The 19,869-nt window shown below is 35.6% G+C and carries 15 protein-coding genes; 8 read left to right on the top strand and 7 right to left on the bottom strand.

From position 1 onward, the window contains the following. Window positions 1-16: 16 nt before the first annotated feature. Window positions 17-685, top strand: a complete 669-nt coding sequence (locus tag EM308_RS11135) for an FAD-binding oxidoreductase (protein WP_035634692.1) — start codon at window positions 17-19, stop codon at window positions 683-685. A 261-nt stretch (window positions 686-946) separates the two neighbouring features. On the opposite strand, the gene EM308_RS11130 is transcribed toward EM308_RS11135, so the two are convergent. The 4 genes from EM308_RS11130 to EM308_RS11115 all read right to left on the bottom strand — a co-directional run bounded on the left by EM308_RS11130 (window position 947) and on the right by EM308_RS11115 (window position 10,060). Then, window positions 947-4,936, bottom strand: coding sequence for an MBG domain-containing protein (locus EM308_RS11130; RefSeq protein ID WP_070261835.1), 3,990 nt, complete (start codon window positions 4,934-4,936; stop codon window positions 947-949). Between the two features lie 407 nt (window positions 4,937-5,343). After that, window positions 5,344-7,374, bottom strand: coding sequence for a protein-disulfide reductase DsbD family protein (locus tag EM308_RS11125; RefSeq protein WP_035634688.1), 2,031 nt, complete (start codon window positions 7,372-7,374; stop codon window positions 5,344-5,346). A gap of 9 nt (window positions 7,375-7,383) precedes the next feature. Further along, window positions 7,384-8,694: a tRNA lysidine(34) synthetase TilS gene (tilS, locus tag EM308_RS11120; RefSeq protein WP_035634686.1), complete on the bottom strand. Its 1,311-nt coding sequence runs from the start codon at window positions 8,692-8,694 to the stop codon at window positions 7,384-7,386. A gap of 79 nt (window positions 8,695-8,773) precedes the next feature. Further along, window positions 8,774-10,060, bottom strand: coding sequence for an anthranilate synthase component I family protein (locus EM308_RS11115; protein ID WP_035634685.1), 1,287 nt, complete (start codon window positions 10,058-10,060; stop codon window positions 8,774-8,776). A gap of 506 nt (window positions 10,061-10,566) precedes the next feature. Here EM308_RS11115 and EM308_RS11110 point away from each other — a divergent pair. Beyond that, entirely contained in the window at window positions 10,567-10,962 is a 396-nt protein-coding gene (locus tag EM308_RS11110; RefSeq protein WP_035634683.1) for a hypothetical protein, read from the top strand. A gap of 49 nt (window positions 10,963-11,011) precedes the next feature. Beyond that, window positions 11,012-11,386, top strand: coding sequence for a hypothetical protein (locus EM308_RS11105; protein ID WP_035634681.1), 375 nt, complete (start codon window positions 11,012-11,014; stop codon window positions 11,384-11,386). 158 nt (window positions 11,387-11,544) lie between these two features. Here EM308_RS11105 and lpdA read toward each other — a convergent pair whose 3' ends face one another. Continuing rightward, the gene (lpdA, locus tag EM308_RS11100; RefSeq protein WP_035634679.1) at window positions 11,545-12,948 is read right to left on the bottom strand and encodes a dihydrolipoyl dehydrogenase; all 1,404 of its coding nucleotides are present in this window, start codon (window positions 12,946-12,948) and stop codon (window positions 11,545-11,547) included. 98 nt (window positions 12,949-13,046) lie between these two features. After that, window positions 13,047-13,259, bottom strand: a complete 213-nt coding sequence (locus EM308_RS11095) for a hypothetical protein (protein ID WP_035634677.1) — start codon at window positions 13,257-13,259, stop codon at window positions 13,047-13,049. 215 nt (window positions 13,260-13,474) lie between these two features. Between EM308_RS11095 and EM308_RS11090 the strand changes: the two genes are divergently transcribed. The 5 genes from EM308_RS11090 to EM308_RS11070 all read left to right on the top strand — a co-directional run bounded on the left by EM308_RS11090 (window position 13,475) and on the right by EM308_RS11070 (window position 17,436). Beyond that, window positions 13,475-14,137: a hypothetical protein gene (locus tag EM308_RS11090; protein ID WP_070261834.1), complete on the top strand. Its 663-nt coding sequence runs from the start codon at window positions 13,475-13,477 to the stop codon at window positions 14,135-14,137. A 294-nt stretch (window positions 14,138-14,431) separates the two neighbouring features. Further along, window positions 14,432-15,544 carry a pyridoxal phosphate-dependent aminotransferase gene (locus EM308_RS11085; RefSeq protein WP_035634676.1) on the top strand — a complete coding sequence of 371 codons (1,113 nt, stop codon included), beginning with the start codon at window positions 14,432-14,434 and terminating at the stop codon, window positions 15,542-15,544. Window positions 15,545-15,677: 133 nt separating this feature from the next. Beyond that, on the top strand, window positions 15,678-16,394 hold the full coding sequence (locus EM308_RS11080; RefSeq protein ID WP_035634674.1) for an SGNH/GDSL hydrolase family protein: 717 nt from the start codon (window positions 15,678-15,680) through the stop codon (window positions 16,392-16,394). 411 nt (window positions 16,395-16,805) lie between these two features. After that, the gene (locus EM308_RS11075; RefSeq protein ID WP_035634672.1) at window positions 16,806-17,105 is read left to right on the top strand and encodes a nucleotidyltransferase family protein; all 300 of its coding nucleotides are present in this window, start codon (window positions 16,806-16,808) and stop codon (window positions 17,103-17,105) included. Then, the gene (locus tag EM308_RS11070) at window positions 17,098-17,436 is read left to right on the top strand and encodes a HepT-like ribonuclease domain-containing protein (RefSeq protein WP_035634669.1); all 339 of its coding nucleotides are present in this window, start codon (window positions 17,098-17,100) and stop codon (window positions 17,434-17,436) included. Before EM308_RS11075 ends, EM308_RS11070 begins: the two co-directional genes overlap by 8 nt. 173 nt (window positions 17,437-17,609) lie before the next feature. Here EM308_RS11070 and EM308_RS11065 read toward each other — a convergent pair whose 3' ends face one another. Next, on the bottom strand, window positions 17,610-19,541 hold the full coding sequence (locus tag EM308_RS11065; protein ID WP_070261833.1) for an amino acid permease: 1,932 nt from the start codon (window positions 19,539-19,541) through the stop codon (window positions 17,610-17,612). Window positions 19,542-19,869: the final 328 nt, after the last annotated feature.

Raw genomic sequence — 19,869 nt, 5'->3', positions numbered from 1 at the left:
ACCAGCAATAAAACCTATGGAAACACAAATTGTAAAAGTACTAAAGGCATTTTACATCAACCATGACGTAAAATGTTTTGTAACCGAAAAACCTTCTGGATACGATTTCATTCCAGGACAGGCTACAGATGTTTCCATAAATCTTCCCGAATGGAAGGATAAATTGAGACCTTTTACTTTTACCAATTTAAGGGAACAGAATTATCTCGAATTCATGATTAAAATTTACAAGGATCATGAAGGTGTGACCAACAAGTTAGGAAGCATCAATGCCGGAGCCGAATTAATTCTGCATGATGTTTTCGGGGCAATTCAGTACAAAGGAAAAGGAACTTTTATTGCGGGAGGCGCTGGAATTACACCCTTTATTTCAATCTTTCGAGATTTATACAAAAAACAGCAAATACAGGGAAACAAACTCATTTTCAGCAATAAAACAGCCGAAGATGTAATTGTGCCCGAAGAATTGCAAAAAATGCTAAAAAAAGACTTTTTAAACGTATTTACCCGAGAAAATGTGGTAGGTTTTCAAGAAAAAAGAATCGATCGAAATTTCTTGATTGACACCATTGCAGACTTCAGCCAAAACTTTTATGTCTGCGGCCCTTCAGAATTTGTAAAAAACATCACTAATCACCTATTGGATCTTGGAGCAACAGCAAATACAGTAGTTTTTGAGAAGTGATTTTTTTATAATCTTAGTTCAATTAATTAATTTTTGGAGCAGAAAAATTAGGCATTTTCAACAGGCATAAGTCCCGCTATCCGTTTCAATCTTTTGTACCGAACCCCGGCACAAAAGGATTTTCACTACTATCGGGGCTAAAGAGAGAGAGATTTGCTTCGCCTGTTCGCTATCGCTCGGGTTGCTTTTTTTTGTAATCATCTCCAAAAGAAAAAAAGGGCTGCCCATATTTGGACAGCCCTCAACAAAAGTTATATTTATTTATTTCTTAATTACGTTTACTGCTTTTTGATTTTCTCCCTGACGAATCAGAACAAGATATTCACCAGCAGGCAAATCCTCACCAAACAGAATAGTTTTTTCATTGCTTTTTTCTATTCTTTTTACCAATCTAGCAGACATATTATACACCAAAACTTCCACTTTTTCATTACTATCACTTGTTACAGCCAATGAAAACTGATAATTGGATGGATTAGGGTAAGCAATGACTTTGAATTGCAGAATTTCTGGTGTTGCGATACTTTCTTTTTCAGCAATTTTACTTGTGTTTTTCTTAACTTCATGTATTACAATGGAACCACCTCCAAGTACAGTAGATGCCTCTACATTATCCGCTTGACCAATCTGATTATCATAAACAACACCTCCTGTATTCCAAATTTTAATTCTAAATTTATCCAAAACACTTGTTGATTTCTTATCTCCATCGACAACTGAAACCATAAAACTATATCCTGCAATACCATTTATAGTCCCTTTCCCTTTGTAAATAGCTTGTGCTCCAGCAATTACTAATGACATGTCATCATGCGAACTGCTTTTGAAGTTAAGATTCCCGGTCTGAAATTGAAACTCCGTATTTCCATCCACCTCATTATTTCCTTTTTTGTATTTAGCATTAAAACCGAAATTGGCTTTACCTGTTAAATATTTGTCTGCTACATATGCACCAGCTGGAGAGTTAATCCAACCACCACCAGTTACAAAGCCACCATTTGGATCGTATACTGCAAGATAAGCTGTGGAGCTTTGACAATTATTCTCAGGGACTGCCCTTACGAGATAAACTTCTGTTGGTAGCCCTCCTGTTACTGTACAAGTTGCTATTCCGTCAGGAGAAGTAGTAATACCTGTCCCAATTGGAGTAGAGCTATCGTCAAGATAGAAATTCACAGTTATGCCTGCAGCAGGTGGTGTTATTTTTGCACTTAATGCAAAGGTGGTAGATACTGCTACGGTTTTATTACTTGCGCCTGCATCGATAGATAAGCAATCAATTGTTAGAATTCCGTTATTAAAGGTAATCGCATAATTGTTTGAAGTCAATCCTCCGGGGGTAATCACGTATGACCCAACATTGATCGCTCCTTGTGATGTTCCTGAGTAGGCCAATGTGCCTCCTAGTACGGATGCCGTTTCATTGTTGACAAAACCTGAGTAAGCAACTCCGTTACCTCCGCTGTAAGCCAAACCATCATAAGTTTTGCCGGCTGCATTTGCCGTTACGCTTAAAGGTGCAGTTCCTACTGTTAGAATTCCGTTATTAAAGGTAATCGCATAATTGTTTGAAGTCAATCCTCCGGGGGTAATCACGTATGGCCCAACATTGATCGCTCCTTGTGATGTTCCTGAGTAGGCCAATGTGCCTCCTAGTACGGATGCCGTTTCATTGTTGACAAAACCTGAGTAAGCAACTCCGTTACCTCCGCTGTAAGCCAAACCATCATAAGTTTTGCCAGCTGCATTTGCCGTTACGCTTAAAGGTGCAGTTCCTACTGTTAGAATTCCGTTATTAAAGGTAATCGCATAATTGTTTGAAGTCAATCCTCCGGGGGTAATCACGTATGGCCCAACATTGATCGCTCCTTGTGATGTTCCTGAGTAGGCCAATGTGCCTCCTAGTACGGATGCCGTTTCATTGTTGACAAAACCTGAGTAAGCAACTCCGTTACCTCCGCTGTAAGCCAAACCATCATAAGTTTTGCCAGCTGCATTTGCCGTTACGCTTAAAGGTGCAGTTCCTACTGTTAGAATTCCGTTATTAAAGGTAATCGCATAATTGTTTGAAGTCAATCCTCCGGGGGTAATCACGTATGGCCCAACATTGATCGCTCCTTGTGATGTTCCTGAGTAGGCCAATGTGCCTCCTAGTACGGATGCCGTTTCATTGTTGACAAAACCTGAGTAAGCAACTCCGTTACCTCCGCTGTAAGCCAAACCATCATAAGTTTTGCCAGCTGCATTTGCCGTTACGCTTAAAGGTGCAGTTCCTACTGTTAGAATTCCGTTATTAAAGGTAATCGCATAATTGTTTGAAGTCAATCCTCCGGGGGTAATCACGTATGGCCCAACATTGATCGCTCCTTGTGATGTTCCTGAGTAGGCCAATGTGCCTCCTAGTACGGATGCCGTTTCATTGTTGACAAAACCTGAGTAAGCAACTCCGTTACCTCCGCTGTAAGCCAAACCATCATAAGTTTTGCCGGCTGCATTTGCCGTTACGCTTAAAGGTGCAGTTCCTACTGTTAGAATTCCGTTATTAAAGGTAATCGCATAATTGTTTGAAGTCAATCCTCCGGGGGTAATCACGTATGGCCCAACATTGATCGCTCCTTGTGATGTTCCTGAGTAGGCCAATGTGCCTCCTAGTACGGATGCCGTTTCATTGTTGACAAAACCTGAGTAAGCAACTCCGTTACCTCCGCTGTAAGCCAAACCATCATAAGTTTTGCCAGCTGCATTTGCCGTTACGCTTAAAGGTGCAGTTCCTACTGTTAGAATTCCGTTATTAAAGGTAATCGCATAATTGTTTGAAGTCAATCCTCCGGGGGTAATCACGTATGGCCCAACATTGATCGCTCCTTGTGATGTTCCTGAGTAGGCCAATGTGCCTCCTAGTACGGATGCCGTTTCATTGTTGACAAAACCTGAGTAAGCAACTCCGTTACCTCCGCTGTAAGCCAAACCATCATAAGTTTTGCCGGCTGCATTTGCCGTTACGCTTAAAGGTGCAGTTCCTACTGTTAGAATTCCGTTATTAAAGGTAATCGCATAATTGTTTGAAGTCAATCCTCCGGGGGTAATCACGTATGGCCCAACATTGATCGCTCCTTGTGATGTTCCTGAGTAGGCCAATGTGCCTCCTAGTACGGATGCCGTTTCATTGTTGACAAAACCTGAGTAAGCAACTCCGTTACCTCCGCTGTAAGCCAAACCATCATAAGTTTTGCCGGCTGCATTTGCCGTTACGCTTAAAGGTGCAGTTCCTACTGTTAGAATTCCGTTATTAAAGGTAATCGCATAATTGTTTGAAGTCAATCCTCCGGGGGTAATCACGTATGGCCCAACATTGATCGCTCCTTGTGATGTTCCTGAGTAGGCCAATGTGCCTCCTAGTACGGATGCCGTTTCATTGTTGACAAAACCTGAGTAAGCAACTCCGTTACCTCCGCTGTAAGCCAAACCATCATAAGTTTTGCCAGCTGCATTTGCCGTTACGCTTAAAGGTGTTTTGGTTACAATAAGCGTTCCGGTGGATTCTACAAATGTTGTTTTATTACCTTGAGTATTTGAAGCTTTTACTGTAAAAGTATATGAGCCAGCATTTAGGTTACTCGTAGTCGTAATTGTAAGTGTTGTAGTCGGATTTGGTGTAGTATCACTTGCGCTTAATGGGCTAACTGGAGAAAAAGTAGGTATCGCACCGACAGGCAATCCAGTAATTGAAAGAGAAATAGGTCCTAAATTACTTGTTCCACCACCACTAGCAGTAGTAAAAACTGTGACAAGAAATGTAGGTGATCCAGCTGTTCCATAAGTTGCTGTACCCGCCTGGGAACCAACAGTAAGCGAATTAAAATCTCTTTGCCCATCCGTAAAAAACACCTTATAAGTATACCCAGACAATAACCCATCAGCATTAAGCAAAAGGTTAGCCCCCAATTCATATTCCGTAACAACCCACGAAGCAGTAAAATTTCCAGAGCTATCCGCTTCAACAGTCCAAGGAAGATGAGGATCGGGCGTTCCATGATCAGGAATAGGTTGACTAAGATGATCAACCTGCAAATTAATTATTTCATTAGAATGCCAGCCAGTTCCAGTAATATAAACTGTTTCTCCTGGGGCGTAATCCAAATCAGCCTGATCAAGTGATACAGTCTGCCCGAAACTTACAGTTGCAAAAAACAAATTTGCAATCAGAAAAATAAACGTTAAAAATGGTGATTTAGGTAGAAGTTGTTTCATAATCTATTCGGTTTTAAATATTATAATAAAGAATATGGATATGCCAATTATAAAATATCAACCAATAGATGGGGCTATCTATTTCTGGTTTGTAAAGAAAAAAGTGTTTTTGAAGAAAAATATTTCAACACGTAAAATCAAATTCAACGACCTACTTTCCAAACACTTAAGCACTAATTTATAGAATTAAGAATACATTAATCTACTTTTTATTACATTTTCGATTAAATGAATAAAAAAAACTACTAACTGCATCTTTTCATATTTTGAAAGAAAACCAATATCTACAAAATTTAGATTCAAACAAAAAATAAAAAAACAGTAACAGAATTTCGAAAAAATTGGACATAAAAAAACCTGTCCATTTTGTAATGAACAGGTTTCATGGTTTAACTTAATCCCTAAGCTTATTTCTTAAAATTCGAGATTCCTTCTTTCAGCCAAGCTTCGTATTCTTCGACACTCACATAGCTTATGGTAGGCTTTTTTTCGTTGAGATTATTTCCATCCAAGTCGGTTAAAACGTATAAAGGCTGTGTGTTTGTATTGTACTTGGAAATCATAAAATCGGTCCATTTATCGCCAATTGTTTCAATTTCAGAACCTGTAAGTTTTGATGTAAACTGCTCGCTTTTTGGCAATGGTCTTTTGTCATCCACATATAATGAAATGACCACAACCTCTTTTTTTAGGATTGGAAGTACACTTGCATCAGACCAGACGTTGTTCTCCATTTTACGGCAATTTACACAGGCATGACCTGTAAAATCAAGCATTATAGGTTTGTTTACCGTTTTGGCGTAAGCCAATCCTTTATCATAATCATTAAAAACAACGATTTGATTTGGCCCTAAAACTGCTCCTTCCGGCAAAGTTACGGCTGAAGCGTTTCCATTATTCAAATTTCCTAAACCCAGCGGACTTTCGCTGTATTCCATTGGGGGAGGAAACGCACTGATCAATTTTAGAGGTGCACCCCAAAGTCCCGGTATTAAATAGATGGTAAAAGACAAAACTAATAATCCCAAAGACAATCTTCCAACCGAAATATGTGTTAGCGGACTATCATGAGGCAGCGTAATTTTTCCGAATAAATAGAAAGCCAAGGTTCCAAAAATGGCAATCCAAATTACCAAAAACACTTCTCTTTCCAATAAATGCAATTGTAAAACCAAATCGGCGTTGGACAAAAATTTGAATGCCAAAGCCAATTCCAAAAATCCCAAAACTACTTTAACCGTATTCAGCCATCCTCCTGATTTTGGCAACGAATGCAACCATCCCGGGAACATTGCAAACAACATAAAAGGTAAGGCTAGCGCCAATGAAAACCCAAACATACCAATTACTGGAGCGATTCCCCCTTTGGAAGCAGCGTCTACCAAAAGCGTTCCAACAATAGGCCCTGTGCAGGAAAACGAAACAATCGCCAAAGCCAAAGCCATAAACAATATCCCAACTATTCCTCCTCTATCCGCTTGGCTATCTACTTTATTTGCCCAAGAATTTGGCAACATGATTTCAAAAGCACCAAGAAACGAAACGGCAAATACCACCAATAATATAAAAAACAAAATATTAAACCAAACATCTGTGGATAAAGCATTCAGCGCATCGGCACCAAAAATCCAAGTCACAAACAATCCCAGCAACACATAAATCAGTATAATCGAAATTCCGTAAATAATTGCATTGCGAATTCCGGCTGCTTTATTTTTACTTTGTTTGGTAAAAAAACTAACCGTCATTGGGATCATTGGAAACACACAAGGTGTTAGCAAAGCTGCAAAACCGGAGAAAAAAGCAATGAAAAAAATAGACCATAACCCAATTTCGGCAACTGGTTTTGACTGTTCTGTAGCTTTGTTTTCGACTTTTTCTACTGTCGCAGTTTTTTTGGTAACAACTGTAAATGTGCTTGCCGTGTCTATTTTGGCAGTATCTTTCTTTTCTGTAGAAACTGGCGTTGTTACAGCTGCTGCAGGTTCTGTAGTTGGAATTTTGAAAGTGAATTTCTTTTCCTGATTGATGCAAACTTCTTTACAAACCTGATAACTCAATTCGGCTTGAATGGAAGCAGTTTTAGGGTTTACCAAAGTAATTTCCTGCTGAATCTGCGCCTTATCATGGAAGAAAATTTCATCAACACCAAAAACATCATTGAAAGCCTTTGTCGTTTTACTTTCTTTGGCTTTGCCAACCAAATTAAAATTCCCTTTTTGATCCTTGAAAACTACCTCCAATGGAAGCGGTCCTCCATCTGGAGTGAATTGGGAATACATATGCCAATCTTTTTCAATAACGGCACTGAATGTCAAAATATAATTGGTTTCTGATTTCTTCTCGATTGATGTTGTCCATTTCACTGGATCCAAAACTTGTGCATTTACTTTGGCAAAAGCCAAAAAAGCAAAAAGTATAAAAAATATTTTCTTCATTATTGGGATCTAAATTAATTCAATTTTAAGTATATTTTTGGTTGCATTTAAGGTTTTAAAACGATGATCGGCTCTTAAACCAATGACCCAAACAATTTGATTATTGGAGCATAAAAGCCATGTATTTTCTTTTTCGATCAAAGATAATTTTTCGTCTTTAAAAAATTTACTCAGCTTTTTGGATTTCCCATCCATTCCAAGTGGGTGAAAAACATCACCAGTTTTCCACTTGCGAATTACCAACGGAAATTCCAATTGATTTTCGTCTACAAATATAGCTTTATTTGAAGCTTCACTGATGGTTGATGCTTTAGAAAAAATCATGTTTAAGGGAATCTTAACTTCTGTATTATCTTTATCAACTTTAAATTCCAAATTTTCCTCGAAATTTGAAATAGACGATAAAATAAGAGAATCTCGGTCTTTCAACAATCTATAATCCGCTGCAAAAACTTGTTTACCAGATTGGCTGGCTACCAAATCGTAAATATCATCCCAAGCGGTAAAACCATACTCTTTCAGCCATTGGTACAAATACGCCTGATAATTGGGCAATTGCAACAGTTGTTTTAATTTAAACCGAATTTGGTCTCCCTCTTCAATAGCGACTTGCTGATAAACCATCGATGCGGCATCCTCGACCATTGCCAATGATTCTTGCAAATAGCCTTCGGTTTTCAAAAATGAACTCATAAAATGGGGATTCAACTCCTTCAAAACGGGAATTAAATGATGTCGTATTTTGTTCCGAACATATTTATCCGATGCGTTGCTACTGTCCTCCCGCCACTGAATATCATTTGCCTTAGCATAATTTTCGATTTCTTGTCGAGACAAAAAAAGCAAGGGACGAATCACCCTGTCATTTTGCACCGGAATCCCAGTCAATCCTTCCAATCCTGTTCCTCGTGTAAGGTTAATCAAAAAAGTTTCAAGATTGTCATCGGCGTGATGAGCGGTGAGTATATAATCAAAATTTTCGGTTTCCAATAACTCGTAAAACCAATTGTATCGTAATTCCCTAGCAGCAACCTGAGTCGAAAATTTATAATCTTTGGCGAAAGCCTCGGTATCAAACTGGGTTACAAAAATGGGAATTTCATTGGCTTCGGCATAATCCTGCACAAATTTTTGGTCACCAAAACTCTCCATTCCCCGGAGCTGAAAATTGCAATGTGCAATGGCAATATCACATTTCATTTCCTGAAATAAATGCAATAAAACCATACTGTCCAAACCACCACTTACTGCGAGAAGCAGTTTTTTTTGCTTCAAATAAGGAATTTCTTTGTCAATATGATTTTGAATTATGTTTTTCATGCACCAAATTTAATTATTTTTTCACACAACTTTAATTTTGAAAAAACATGGACTTTATTTTGAATTTACACAATTAAAATCACATCAAAACTTCATGCATTGCTTTGGCTTTCAGCAAACATTCATCATATTCTTTTTCGGGGATAGACAGTGAAGTTATGGCGCTTCCTACAGAAAAAGACACGTATTTATTTTCCTGATTGTAGAGAATGCTACGAATAACCACATTAAAATCAAAATCTCCAGAGGGCGAAAAATAACCCACTGCCCCACTATACAATCCGCGCTTGGTTTCTTCGAGCTCCTCAATGATTTTCATTGCAGCATACTTTGGAGCTCCCGTCATGCTTCCCATAGGGAATGTGGTTTTGAGCGCATCAACTGCCGCATATTGAGAATCGATTTTAGAAGTTATGGTCGAAATCATTTGATGTACCTGCAGGAAAGAGTAAATTTCGCAAAGTTCTTTCACTTCAACAGTCGATTTTTGTGCCGTTCTCGACAAATCATTTCGAACCAAATCGGTTATCATAATATTCTCGGCTCTTTCTTTGGGGTCATTAGCCAAATTATTTTTGGATATTTCATCTTCAACAGGATCCGAAAATCGTTTGGAAGTTCCTTTTATCGGTTGCGAAATGAGATTATCACCTACTTTTTTCAAATACCTTTCCGGTGATGCCGAAAGTAAAAATTGTTTATTATTTTTAAAAAAAAAAGTAAACGGAGCTTTTGAAATTTCATTAAGCCTAAAGAATTTTTCCAGTGGATTGATTATTGCATTTTTAGAAAAAAACTCCATACAAAAATTGGCTTCATACAAATCGCCACGATGAATATGTTCTAGTAATTTATTTACTTTCTCAATATAATGTTGCTTCGAAATACGCTGCTCGATAGTGATTTTTTCATGACCTTCAACTTTCGACTTTTGACTTTCGATTATATCGTTAAAATCCTCTTCAACTTCATCATCACACATATTGAGATATTGAATTTCGAGCTGATTTCCTTTCAACAAAAATATTTTTTTAGGCTGATAAAAAAACAAATCAGGAAAATCCAATCCATCAAAATTATTGGAATCCAAATGCTCTATATCATTTTTTAAATCATAGGATAAATAACCAAACAGCCAGTCTTTTGTAGCCTGTTGGTATTGTTTTAAATCTTCAAAAGCATTGTAGTAGTCTGTTTTTATAGATGTAAAAGCATCTACAGCCAATACACAGTCAAAACTAGAATATTTGTCGGAAAATGAATTACTGTCCAGAAAAGTTATCTCTCGAAATTGTTGTCCCCAAATAATAAGCTGCTGCTTAAAGTGTAATGGTTCCTCAATAATTTTATGAATAGAAGTTCTCAAAAAAATAGCTGTTTTTTATGAACTTCAAAATTACAATAAAAAAAACCGCTTCTCAATAGGAAATTTCACAAAACCGAGTCTTAGTTAAATAAACCAATTTAACATAAATCCATATATTTTGTTGGCAAACTGAAAATAGGTAAGGTTACTTCGCCTATTTATCAGACACGAATTGTCACTAATTAATTTGTTCAAATTGGTATAATTTGCGGTTAAATATCTTTCGAAACTAAAAACCTTTTTATTTTTCCTGACTTCCCATTTACTATCCAAAATCCCTATTCAACCAAAAAAAACTCACACAAACAACTCAATTCCAAAGAAATATACCCAAGAAAATAATGAAAAAACGAATAAATAAGAAAAAAATTAACTAAATTTGTTAATGAAAGGGACTTAGTTTTTTTGCCTCCGAAAGCTATCAATGTAAGTAAATGGATGAAGGTTGATTAACCACATAATCACGCATTATCACTTAAACATTTAACTTCTTAAATACTCAAAATATGAAAACTGCAACTTTCTTTATTCGCACAATAATTGGGTTATTATTAATTTCTATGTCAATAGCCTATTTTTTCAACTTAATGCCTGAGCTTGAAAGTACAGAAAATTTCAAAGCTTTCCATGTTGGATTGATTTCTTCTGTTTATCTGATGCCATTGATTAAAACAATAGTGCTATTGTGCGGGGTTTCATACCTGTTTGGCCAATACGTAGTTTTAACCAACATTGTTATTTTACCGGTAAGCACAAATATTTTATTCATAGATTTCTTTTTAAACCCAAATGGATTACCGCTTGCCATATTTATTTTTTTAGGAAATTTATTTCTAATATATGCTCACTGGAAAAGCTATAAAAGTCTATTTACCAGAAAATCTGTTATGCATTTTGATTAATAAATACGCATTATAAACAACTACCCCTAAAAACAAAAACCTACAAAACATGAGAATTGCAACTATCATCATTCGTTCATTAATTGGACTGCTATTACTATTTGCATCCATAAGCTATTTTCTCCATCTGTTTCCAGAACCGCCCTTGACAGGAAACATGAAAACATTCAATGAAGGAATAAAAGCTTCGGGGTATTTAATGCCTTTGGTAAAAACAATTGAGCTAACCTGTGGTCTTTCATTTATCACCGGAAAATCCAACCGACTGACTTATATTCTTTTAGTGCCGATTTCTGTGAATATCATTTGCACACATATATTTCTAGCTCCAGAAGGAATTCCGGTAGCGTCCTTTTTATTACTGGGAAATATTTTTCTGCTTTACAGCAAATGGGACAACTACAAAGGATTATTTATACCATAAATCTGCGTACAGACGCGATTTATCGCGTCTCTATTCCCCATTGGCACATCTTTTTATCATAAACACAAACCCCGCCTTGTTTTGAACAAGGCGGGGTTTTATATTTTTTGAAACGCAGTACAGACGCGATTAATCGCGTCTCTACGCTTTATCGCAAATTACACGTGCAAAGCTCTATTTTCAGTAGCTGCCAAAGCCGCTTCTTTTATAGCTTCCGCAAATGTAGGATGCGCGTGTGACATTCTTGAAATATCTTCAGCAGAAGCTTTAAACTCCATTGCGGTAACCGCTTCGGCAATCAAATCGGCAGTTCTTGCTCCAATCATGTGAATTCCTAAAACTTCATCCGTTTTTTCATCAGCAAGGATTTTCACAAAACCATCAAGATCACCACTTGCACGAGCACGACCCAAAGCTTTGAAAGGAAAACTTCCCACTTTATACTCAGCTCCAGACGCTTTCAATTGCTCCTCAGTTTGCCCAACAGCAGCAACTTCAGGCCAAGTGTAAACAACACCTGGAATCAAGTTATAATCAATATGTGGTTTTTGACCCGCAAGAATTTCGGCAACCATAGTTCCTTCTTCTTCCGCTTTGTGCGCCAACATCGCTCCACGAACCACATCTCCGATAGCATAAATATTTGGAACCGAAGTTTGCAAATGATCATTTACTTCCACTTGTCCTCTATCCGAAATTTTTACTCCGGCTTTATCAGCATTCAATCCATCAGTATAAGGACGACGACCAACAGAAACCAATGAATAATCTCCTTCAAGGGTAATAATTTCACCTTTGGCATTTTCAGCTTTCACAGTAACTACATCTCCTGCTCTTTCAACCGACTGAACTTTGTGCGAAGTATAGAATTTCATTCCTTGTTTTTTCAACACTTTAGTCAATTCTTTAGACAAAGCACCGTCCATTCCTGGAATAATTCTGTCCATATATTCCACAACCGAAACTTCTGCTCCCAATCGCAAATACACTTGACCTAATTCAATTCCGATTACTCCACCACCAATAATAACAAGGTGTTTTGGAACTTCTTTAAGTGCCAAAGCCTCTGTCGAAGTAATGATTCTTTCTTTATCAATTTTGATAAAAGGCAAAGAAGACGGTTTTGAACCTGTGGCAATGATAATATTTTTAGCTTCAATTGTTTCCGAAGTTCCGTCGGCTTTTGCAATGGCAACGTGAGTCGCATCCACAAAAGAACCCAAACCATTAAAAACAGTTACTTTATTTTTATCCATTAGGAAATTAATACCACCCGATGTTTGATCCACCACACTTTGTTTGCGGGCGATCATTTTCTCCAAATTCACTTTTACCTCACCGGAAAGTTCAATTCCGTGGTCGGCAAAATGCTTAATTTCAGCATAATGGTGAGATGAAGACAACAACGCTTTCGATGGAATACAACCAACATTTAAGCAAGTTCCACCCAAAGTTGAATATTTTTCGATAATTGCAGTTTTGAAACCCAATTGCGCACAACGAATAGCCGAAACATATCCGCCAGGCCCAGAACCTATAATGACTACGTCAAATGAACTCATAGTATGTGTTTTATAATTTTAGCGAAGCAAAAGTAAGGAATAAAGTTTTGTTTAAAGTTTAAAATTTAAGCTTTTTTGTTCGAATTATAACGATTTCTTCAAGGATTACAGACAAACCCTTTTAATAACTCAAGCAAATTCAACAAACTAATTAATTGATTTTTTGGAGCAGAAATTTTGGTACTTATAAGACGATTTCTCCCGCTGTCCGTTTCAATTCCCGATTTAGAAAACTGCGGCAAAAAAGCCTTGTTTTCTAAATCGGGGATTTCCACTTCCATCGGGGCTATTTTACAAGTTTTGTTTTTCATAAGGACAGGAATATGCAATAAAAAAACACTATGAGCTAAATACAAAAGGTTACGACTATAAAAAGTTCTTTTGCCGATTTGCAATCTTTTTTAATTATTTTTGAAAAACAACAAAACGATACAAACCTTCGTCAATAACTATTGTAATAGAAGGACAAAAGAAGGTTTGTTTCCCATATAAACTAGTTACCAGCAATAAACAACCACAATCATCAATGGAATATCCTATTATAGAAGCCTTAAAAAAATACAAAACGCATTTTAATGCAAATCAATTCATAAGTTTAAATCCTAATAGTGATTTTGGAAATCTTAATTTAGTGTGGTCACAAATTATTATACGTATAGAATGCGTTAATATGCAAATCGTAGACTTGTATGAGAAATTTTATGAGCAAAAAAAACATGTCGAAATGGGGTTTTATATGTCTAATTTAGACGATTCATATTTAGATATAATGATTACTGAACAGATTTTTTATTGGTTAAGAAAAACAGCAGACGAAATAATTTCTTTAATTTCTATATGTTCAGATTATCAAAGAACTGGTAAATATCCTAAAAAGATAAACGTAAGCTCAATTGGAGAATTCATAAAATTAAAAACGCCTTTTAATAATACTATTGAAAAATATCGATACTTATTACAACAACTAAATGAAACATCTAATGCTTACAAACACTCATTTATAAATCCACAAATTATTGCATATAAAGGCTCTGAATATCCAGTAGTTTTTGCGTATAACTTACACTTTAATGACAGAGCAAACCAGCCAAAATTTATTAATCTTGACTTTAGAGTTTTTTTGAATAATTATAATGATTTTCTTTCTGATGTTAAAAACCACATTTCCGAAAGTTATAGTGTTAAATAAATTTTACTGCTGGTAACAGCTACCCCGCTAGCGCGAGCGTCACGCTCGTGACCGCAATCCTTAACAAAATTTATTTTTCATTTGTATAATAAAAAATATTAGTTTGTCGACACGAGCGTGACGCTCGCGCTAGCACGGGGAAAAACAACAAAACGATACATACCGTAGTCAATCACTCCTGTAATAGATGGACAAACGAGGGTTTGTTCCCATACAAACTAGTTGGTAGCAATTATAGCACTCAGCGGTTGTAACAAACTATTTTTTTAAAGACTAGTTAAAGAAAAAGAAAATATGGAAACGAACAGAAGACTTTGGCTGAAAAAAATTGGAATTGGAGTAGCTGGTATTGGACTTACAAACATAAATTCATTTGCTTCTCCTCTTGTATCAGAAAATTTAATTAATAGTTTTGAGAATGATGCTAACTTAATTTTTTTACGCTCAAATGAAAACCCCTATGGTCCGTCTCCATTAGCAAGGAAAGCATTTGTAGACAATGCGAATATTAGTAACAGATATAATTGGGATGTTGCGACACAACTGATTTCTGACCTTGCAAAAAGAAATAGTGTTAAAGACGAAAATATATTGCTAGGAGCTGGTTCAACTGAAATTTTAGATTTGGTTGCAAAATTTGTATCACTAGACAAAGGAAATTATGTGATCGCAGACCCCAGCTATGATTATTGGACAGTAACATTAGATAATTTAGGTTTAACGAAAAATAAAGTACCTCTTACAACCGACAAGAAAATTAATTTGCAAGCTATGTTGGAAGCTGTAAACCAAGATACAAAACTTGTTTATATCTGTAATCCAAATAACCCAACAGGGACAATTTGTGAAAGAGAAGCATTGGTAGAATTTGTAACCAAGATTTCACAAAATACAATTGTATTAATTGATGAGGCCTATTTGGAATTTACTAAACAGCAATCCCTTAGCAATATCGTTAATGACCACAAAAATATTATTATCGCCAAAACATTTTCCAAAATATATGGTTTGGCTGGAGCACGTATTGGGTATGCAATTGCGAACAAAACAATAATTGATAATTTGGCAAATTTGCAATCCAATACAAATAATAGTGTTAGTGTATTATCAAAACTTGCTGCTATAGCTTCGTTGAAAGATGATAAATTTGTTTCAAATTGCTTCTTGCTAAATGAAAATGTAAGACAATATACAATCAGCGAACTCAAAAAATTAAATTGTGAATGCATTTCTTCTAATACAAATTTTATCTATTTTTCACTTGAAAAATACAACAAGGACTATTTCAAGCAATTAGAAAACAACAATATTCAAGGGGGAAGAATATATGAAGAACAAGGTAAATGGACAAGAATTACAGTGGGTAAAATGGATGAAATGAAAGAATTTATTAAAGCAATACAATAAAAAACTGCCACCAAAAGCAAATTGCTCTAGCCTAAAAAAACCAGATAGTACGGATTAATTTAGTCCAAACCTGATGTAGTACAAGAACTTTCTAGGCAAGCTCTAAAAAAAAACAAACTATAAACGAACGAATATGAGAATCCCATTTTTATTGACATTATTATTTTTATTAACAGCAAGTAATTATGACAAGAGTGATAGTGAAAGCATTTCTGACGAATCGAACTATTTAAGTGATGCAAAGAAAGAGCTCATAAAAGAATGGCCGAATAACCGGACTATTAATCTGGTATTTCACGGGCATAGTGTGCCAGCAGGCTATTTCAAGACACCTAATGTTAACACATTTGACTCATACCCATTTCAGGTACTTAAACGATTAAAAGAAAAATATCCATTTGCTGTAATTAATATCATTATTACCTCAATAGGCGGAGAAACTTCAGTGGGTGGTCAAAAAAGATTTGAAACAGAAGTTCTAAATCATCAACCCGATATTTTGTTTATCGACTATGCATTAAACGATAGAAAGGTTGGACTTGAAGACTCAAGGAAAGCATGGGAAAAAATGATTACAAGAGCTAAACAAAAAGGAATAAAAATAATTTTACTAACACCATCGCCTGACTTAAAAGTTAATTTATCCGAGAATGGCAATGAACTAGAGCAACATTCCAATCAAATAACTGCATTAGCTAAGAAATACAACATCGGTCTTGCTGACAGCTATTCCAGATTTAAAAAAATAAAGGCAGATTGTGAATGCTTAGACGATTATATGTCACAAAGTAATCACCCCAATGCACTGGGTCATTCAATCATTGCAGAAGAAATCATCAAATGGTTTTAAATGAGTAAAAGTAGATTTAAAAATTGATTGTTTTCAAATTCGTACGAGCAATTAAAACTGAAAATTGGTTGTCTGATACACCATAAGTATTTAGAATCATGAAATTCAATTGCCTCCAGCTTTAGCTGGAGTTACTTAAGTTCAAAGGCAAATTGGCTTTAGCCTAAAAAATCAACAACTTTATTTGGCTAAAGCCAATTATTCCTCCCAAAATACTAATCCTCCAGCTGAAGCTGGAGTCAAAACAATAATAACAAACTCAGGTTTCCCCGCTAGCGCGAGCGTCCCGCTCGTGCCCAAAATCAAACAGAAGTTTTTTTCACAGACTACCGTTTGCAGAAATGCTAAATAAATTTTGAGAAAATAAAAATCTATTTTTTTTGTGTAACTTTGAAATTATAATTAATTCAAATGAACTTAATAGAAAGCCATAATAAAGACATCCTGAACTTGTGCAAAACGCATAAAGTAAAATCTTTGTATGCTTTTGGTTCCGTTTTAACTGATAAATTCAACAATGAAAGTGACATAGACTTAATTGTAGATTTTGAACAATTAGATGTTCTTGATTATGGAGATAATTATTACAATCTTAAATTTTCATTGGAAAATATTTTCAAAAGAACTGTTGATTTATTAGAAGAAAAAGCAATAAAAAATCCTTACTTTAGAAAAACTCTAAATCAAAATAAAAAATTGATTTATGGATAACAATATTAAAACATGGCTATTTGACATTTTAAGTTCAATAAACGAAATTGAAAGTTATTTTATCGAAACTCCAAAAATGTTTGAAATCTATCAAAATGATTTAAGAACAAAAAGGGCCGTTGAAAGAAACATCGAAATTATTGGCGAAGCAATGAGCCGAATTTTAAAACAGGAAAACAGAATCGAAATTTCAAATTCCAGAAAAATTGTTGATGTCAGAAATAGAATAATTCATGGATATGATTCTGTTTCTGATGATGTAATTTGGGGAATTGTGATTCGAAACTTACCCATTTTACAAAAAGAAGTTGAAACTTTATTAGAAGAATAAAAACTGACTCCTATGACTATTACCAACTCTTCCCTAAATTTTAAATCAAACAAAAAAATATAAAAACCAACCTCGTTTAAGGCAATTAAAGCGATCTTAATTTTCAATAAGATTAGAAAAAAAATGCCCTGCATTTTAAAACACAGGACATTATATATTCTAAGTCATTAGAACTATTCTCTCTCCAAATTCAGCTTACTGTTTTTTCGGCTGTAGGTAAAGTAGATAATCAATCCTATTAGTAACCAAATCGTAAAATAAATCCAATTCCAAACGCTCAATTCTGCCATCATATACAAACAGCAAACCAAACCTAAAAGCGGAATCAAAGACAAATTTTCTTTGTAAGCCCAAAAAGCCAATCCAACTACTACAAACAAGAAAATCCACATCGGAATTTTGTGTTTAAACAAATCAAAACCACTTTCGTATTTAACTGTATCCGATATTGGTAATCCTGCCACAACACTGGCATATTTCGTTTCATCTTCCTGATATTTACTCAACAAATCCTCAGCATCCAATTTTTCGCTCACACTTATTTTCCCTTCAATACTCAAAAGGTAATCATATACTTTTTGGGTTTCTTCTTTATTTAAAGAAGTAATAATGGCCTCCGAATCATTAATTTTAGTTTCATTAGTAATAAAACCCATTGTTGCTTTTTCATTATATTTAAATGAAACTACCAAAGCAATTACAATCAATAATGGGAAAATATATTTGGAATTGATGTAAGGCGTTTTGAATTTTCCTCTTGGAATATCGGTTCTATTTTGCAACGCCAAAACTCCCGCACAAACCAAAACAAAGGCAAATAAAGTTCCGATGCTGCATAAATCGGTAACCATCGTCAAATTCATAAACAATGCAGGAATCGCCACAACAAAACCAACTACAACAGTTGCAAATGAAGGCGTTTTGAACTTTGGATGCACATTAGAGAATTTCTTTGGCAACAAACCGTCACGGCTCATACTCATCCAAATACGCGGTTGCCCTAATTGAAAAACCAACAATACGCTCGCCATAGCAACAACGGCACTCACAGCAACAATACCCGACATCCATTTTAAATGTAACTCATCAAAAACAAATGCCAAAGGATCTCCAACATCCAAGGACTTATAACTCACCATTCCGGTCAAAACCAAAGTAATGGCGATATAAAGAAGTGTACAAATAATAATTGCCCACATCATACCACGAGGCAAATCACGCTGTGGATTTTTACATTCCTCGGCAGTCGTAGAAATAGCATCAAATCCGATATAGGCAAAGAAAACTGCCGATACTCCTTTTAAAACTCCAGAAACTCCATTTGGAGCAAAAGGACTCCAATTATCTGTATCCACATAAAATATCCCGACAGCAATTACCAAAAGAACGATACATAATTTGACTACTACCATTAGATTACTAGCGTTACGAGATTCTTTCATCCCTCTATAAATCAACGCGGTAATAAAAACAATAATTAACAAAGCAGGCAAATCGGCAACAACATGAAAAGAACCTATCACAGGCGAAGTAGTCCAGGCTGTATAAGCATCTTGCAATCCGGCGCTCAAATTCTCAAAAGATTTCCCGCCTTCCATCAAGGCCGTAGCATCCCTAAAACCATTAGAAGCTGTAAGATAATCCATTTGTACCCATTGCGGCAAATGTATTCCCCCGCTGGAGAGTAGCCCTGTGAAATAATCACTCCACGATATGGCGACCGTTATGTTTCCGACCGAATACTCCATAATCAGCGCCCAGCCAATAATCCAGGCAATCAATTCTCCAAAAGCAACATACGAATAAGTATAAGCACTCCCAGAAACCGGAACCATCGAAGCAAATTCTGCATAAGCAAAGGCAGCAAAACTACAGGCTATGGCAGTAAACAAAAACAGGAAAATTACAGCTGGTCCTCCGTCAAAACTTGCTTTTCCGATGGTACTAAAAATACCGGCACCAACAATAGCGGCAATTCCAAAAGCAGTTAAATCCCTAGTCGTCAAATGCTTTCCCAACGATTCATGCCCTTCCAATTCGTTTTTTTCGACCTGCTTTAAAATATCCTGAACTGTTTTTTTTCTAAAAAGATCTTTAAATGCCATATTGTATATTTTATATTAGAAACAATTAAAAAGTATTTTATTCGTTGTTTTTTTAAGTGAATAAAAAAAGTACATTATCAAATATAACCAAATTCAATCTTTAAAATCGTGATTGCCTTTTTTCTATATTTTTGAGTTAAAAACAATATTTTCTATTTTTTTATTAAAAAAATCAAATATACATTCAAAAAGTACATATCAAAAAAATATTATTTAACATTATTACAATTTTAAAATTTAACAGAAATTTCAAAAAAATAATCCCAATTTATTCCAAATGACTTATCTAAAACAATGCCAAATAATTAAAGATTTTGTTTTTTATGTT

Origin of the sequence: Flavobacterium gilvum (assembly GCF_001761465.1) — a bacterium.
GTDB classification, from domain to species: Bacteria; Bacteroidota; Bacteroidia; order Flavobacteriales; family Flavobacteriaceae; genus Flavobacterium; species Flavobacterium gilvum.
Note: the sequence above shows the minus strand (reverse complement) of the source record. Positions and strands in the feature narration are given on the sequence as shown.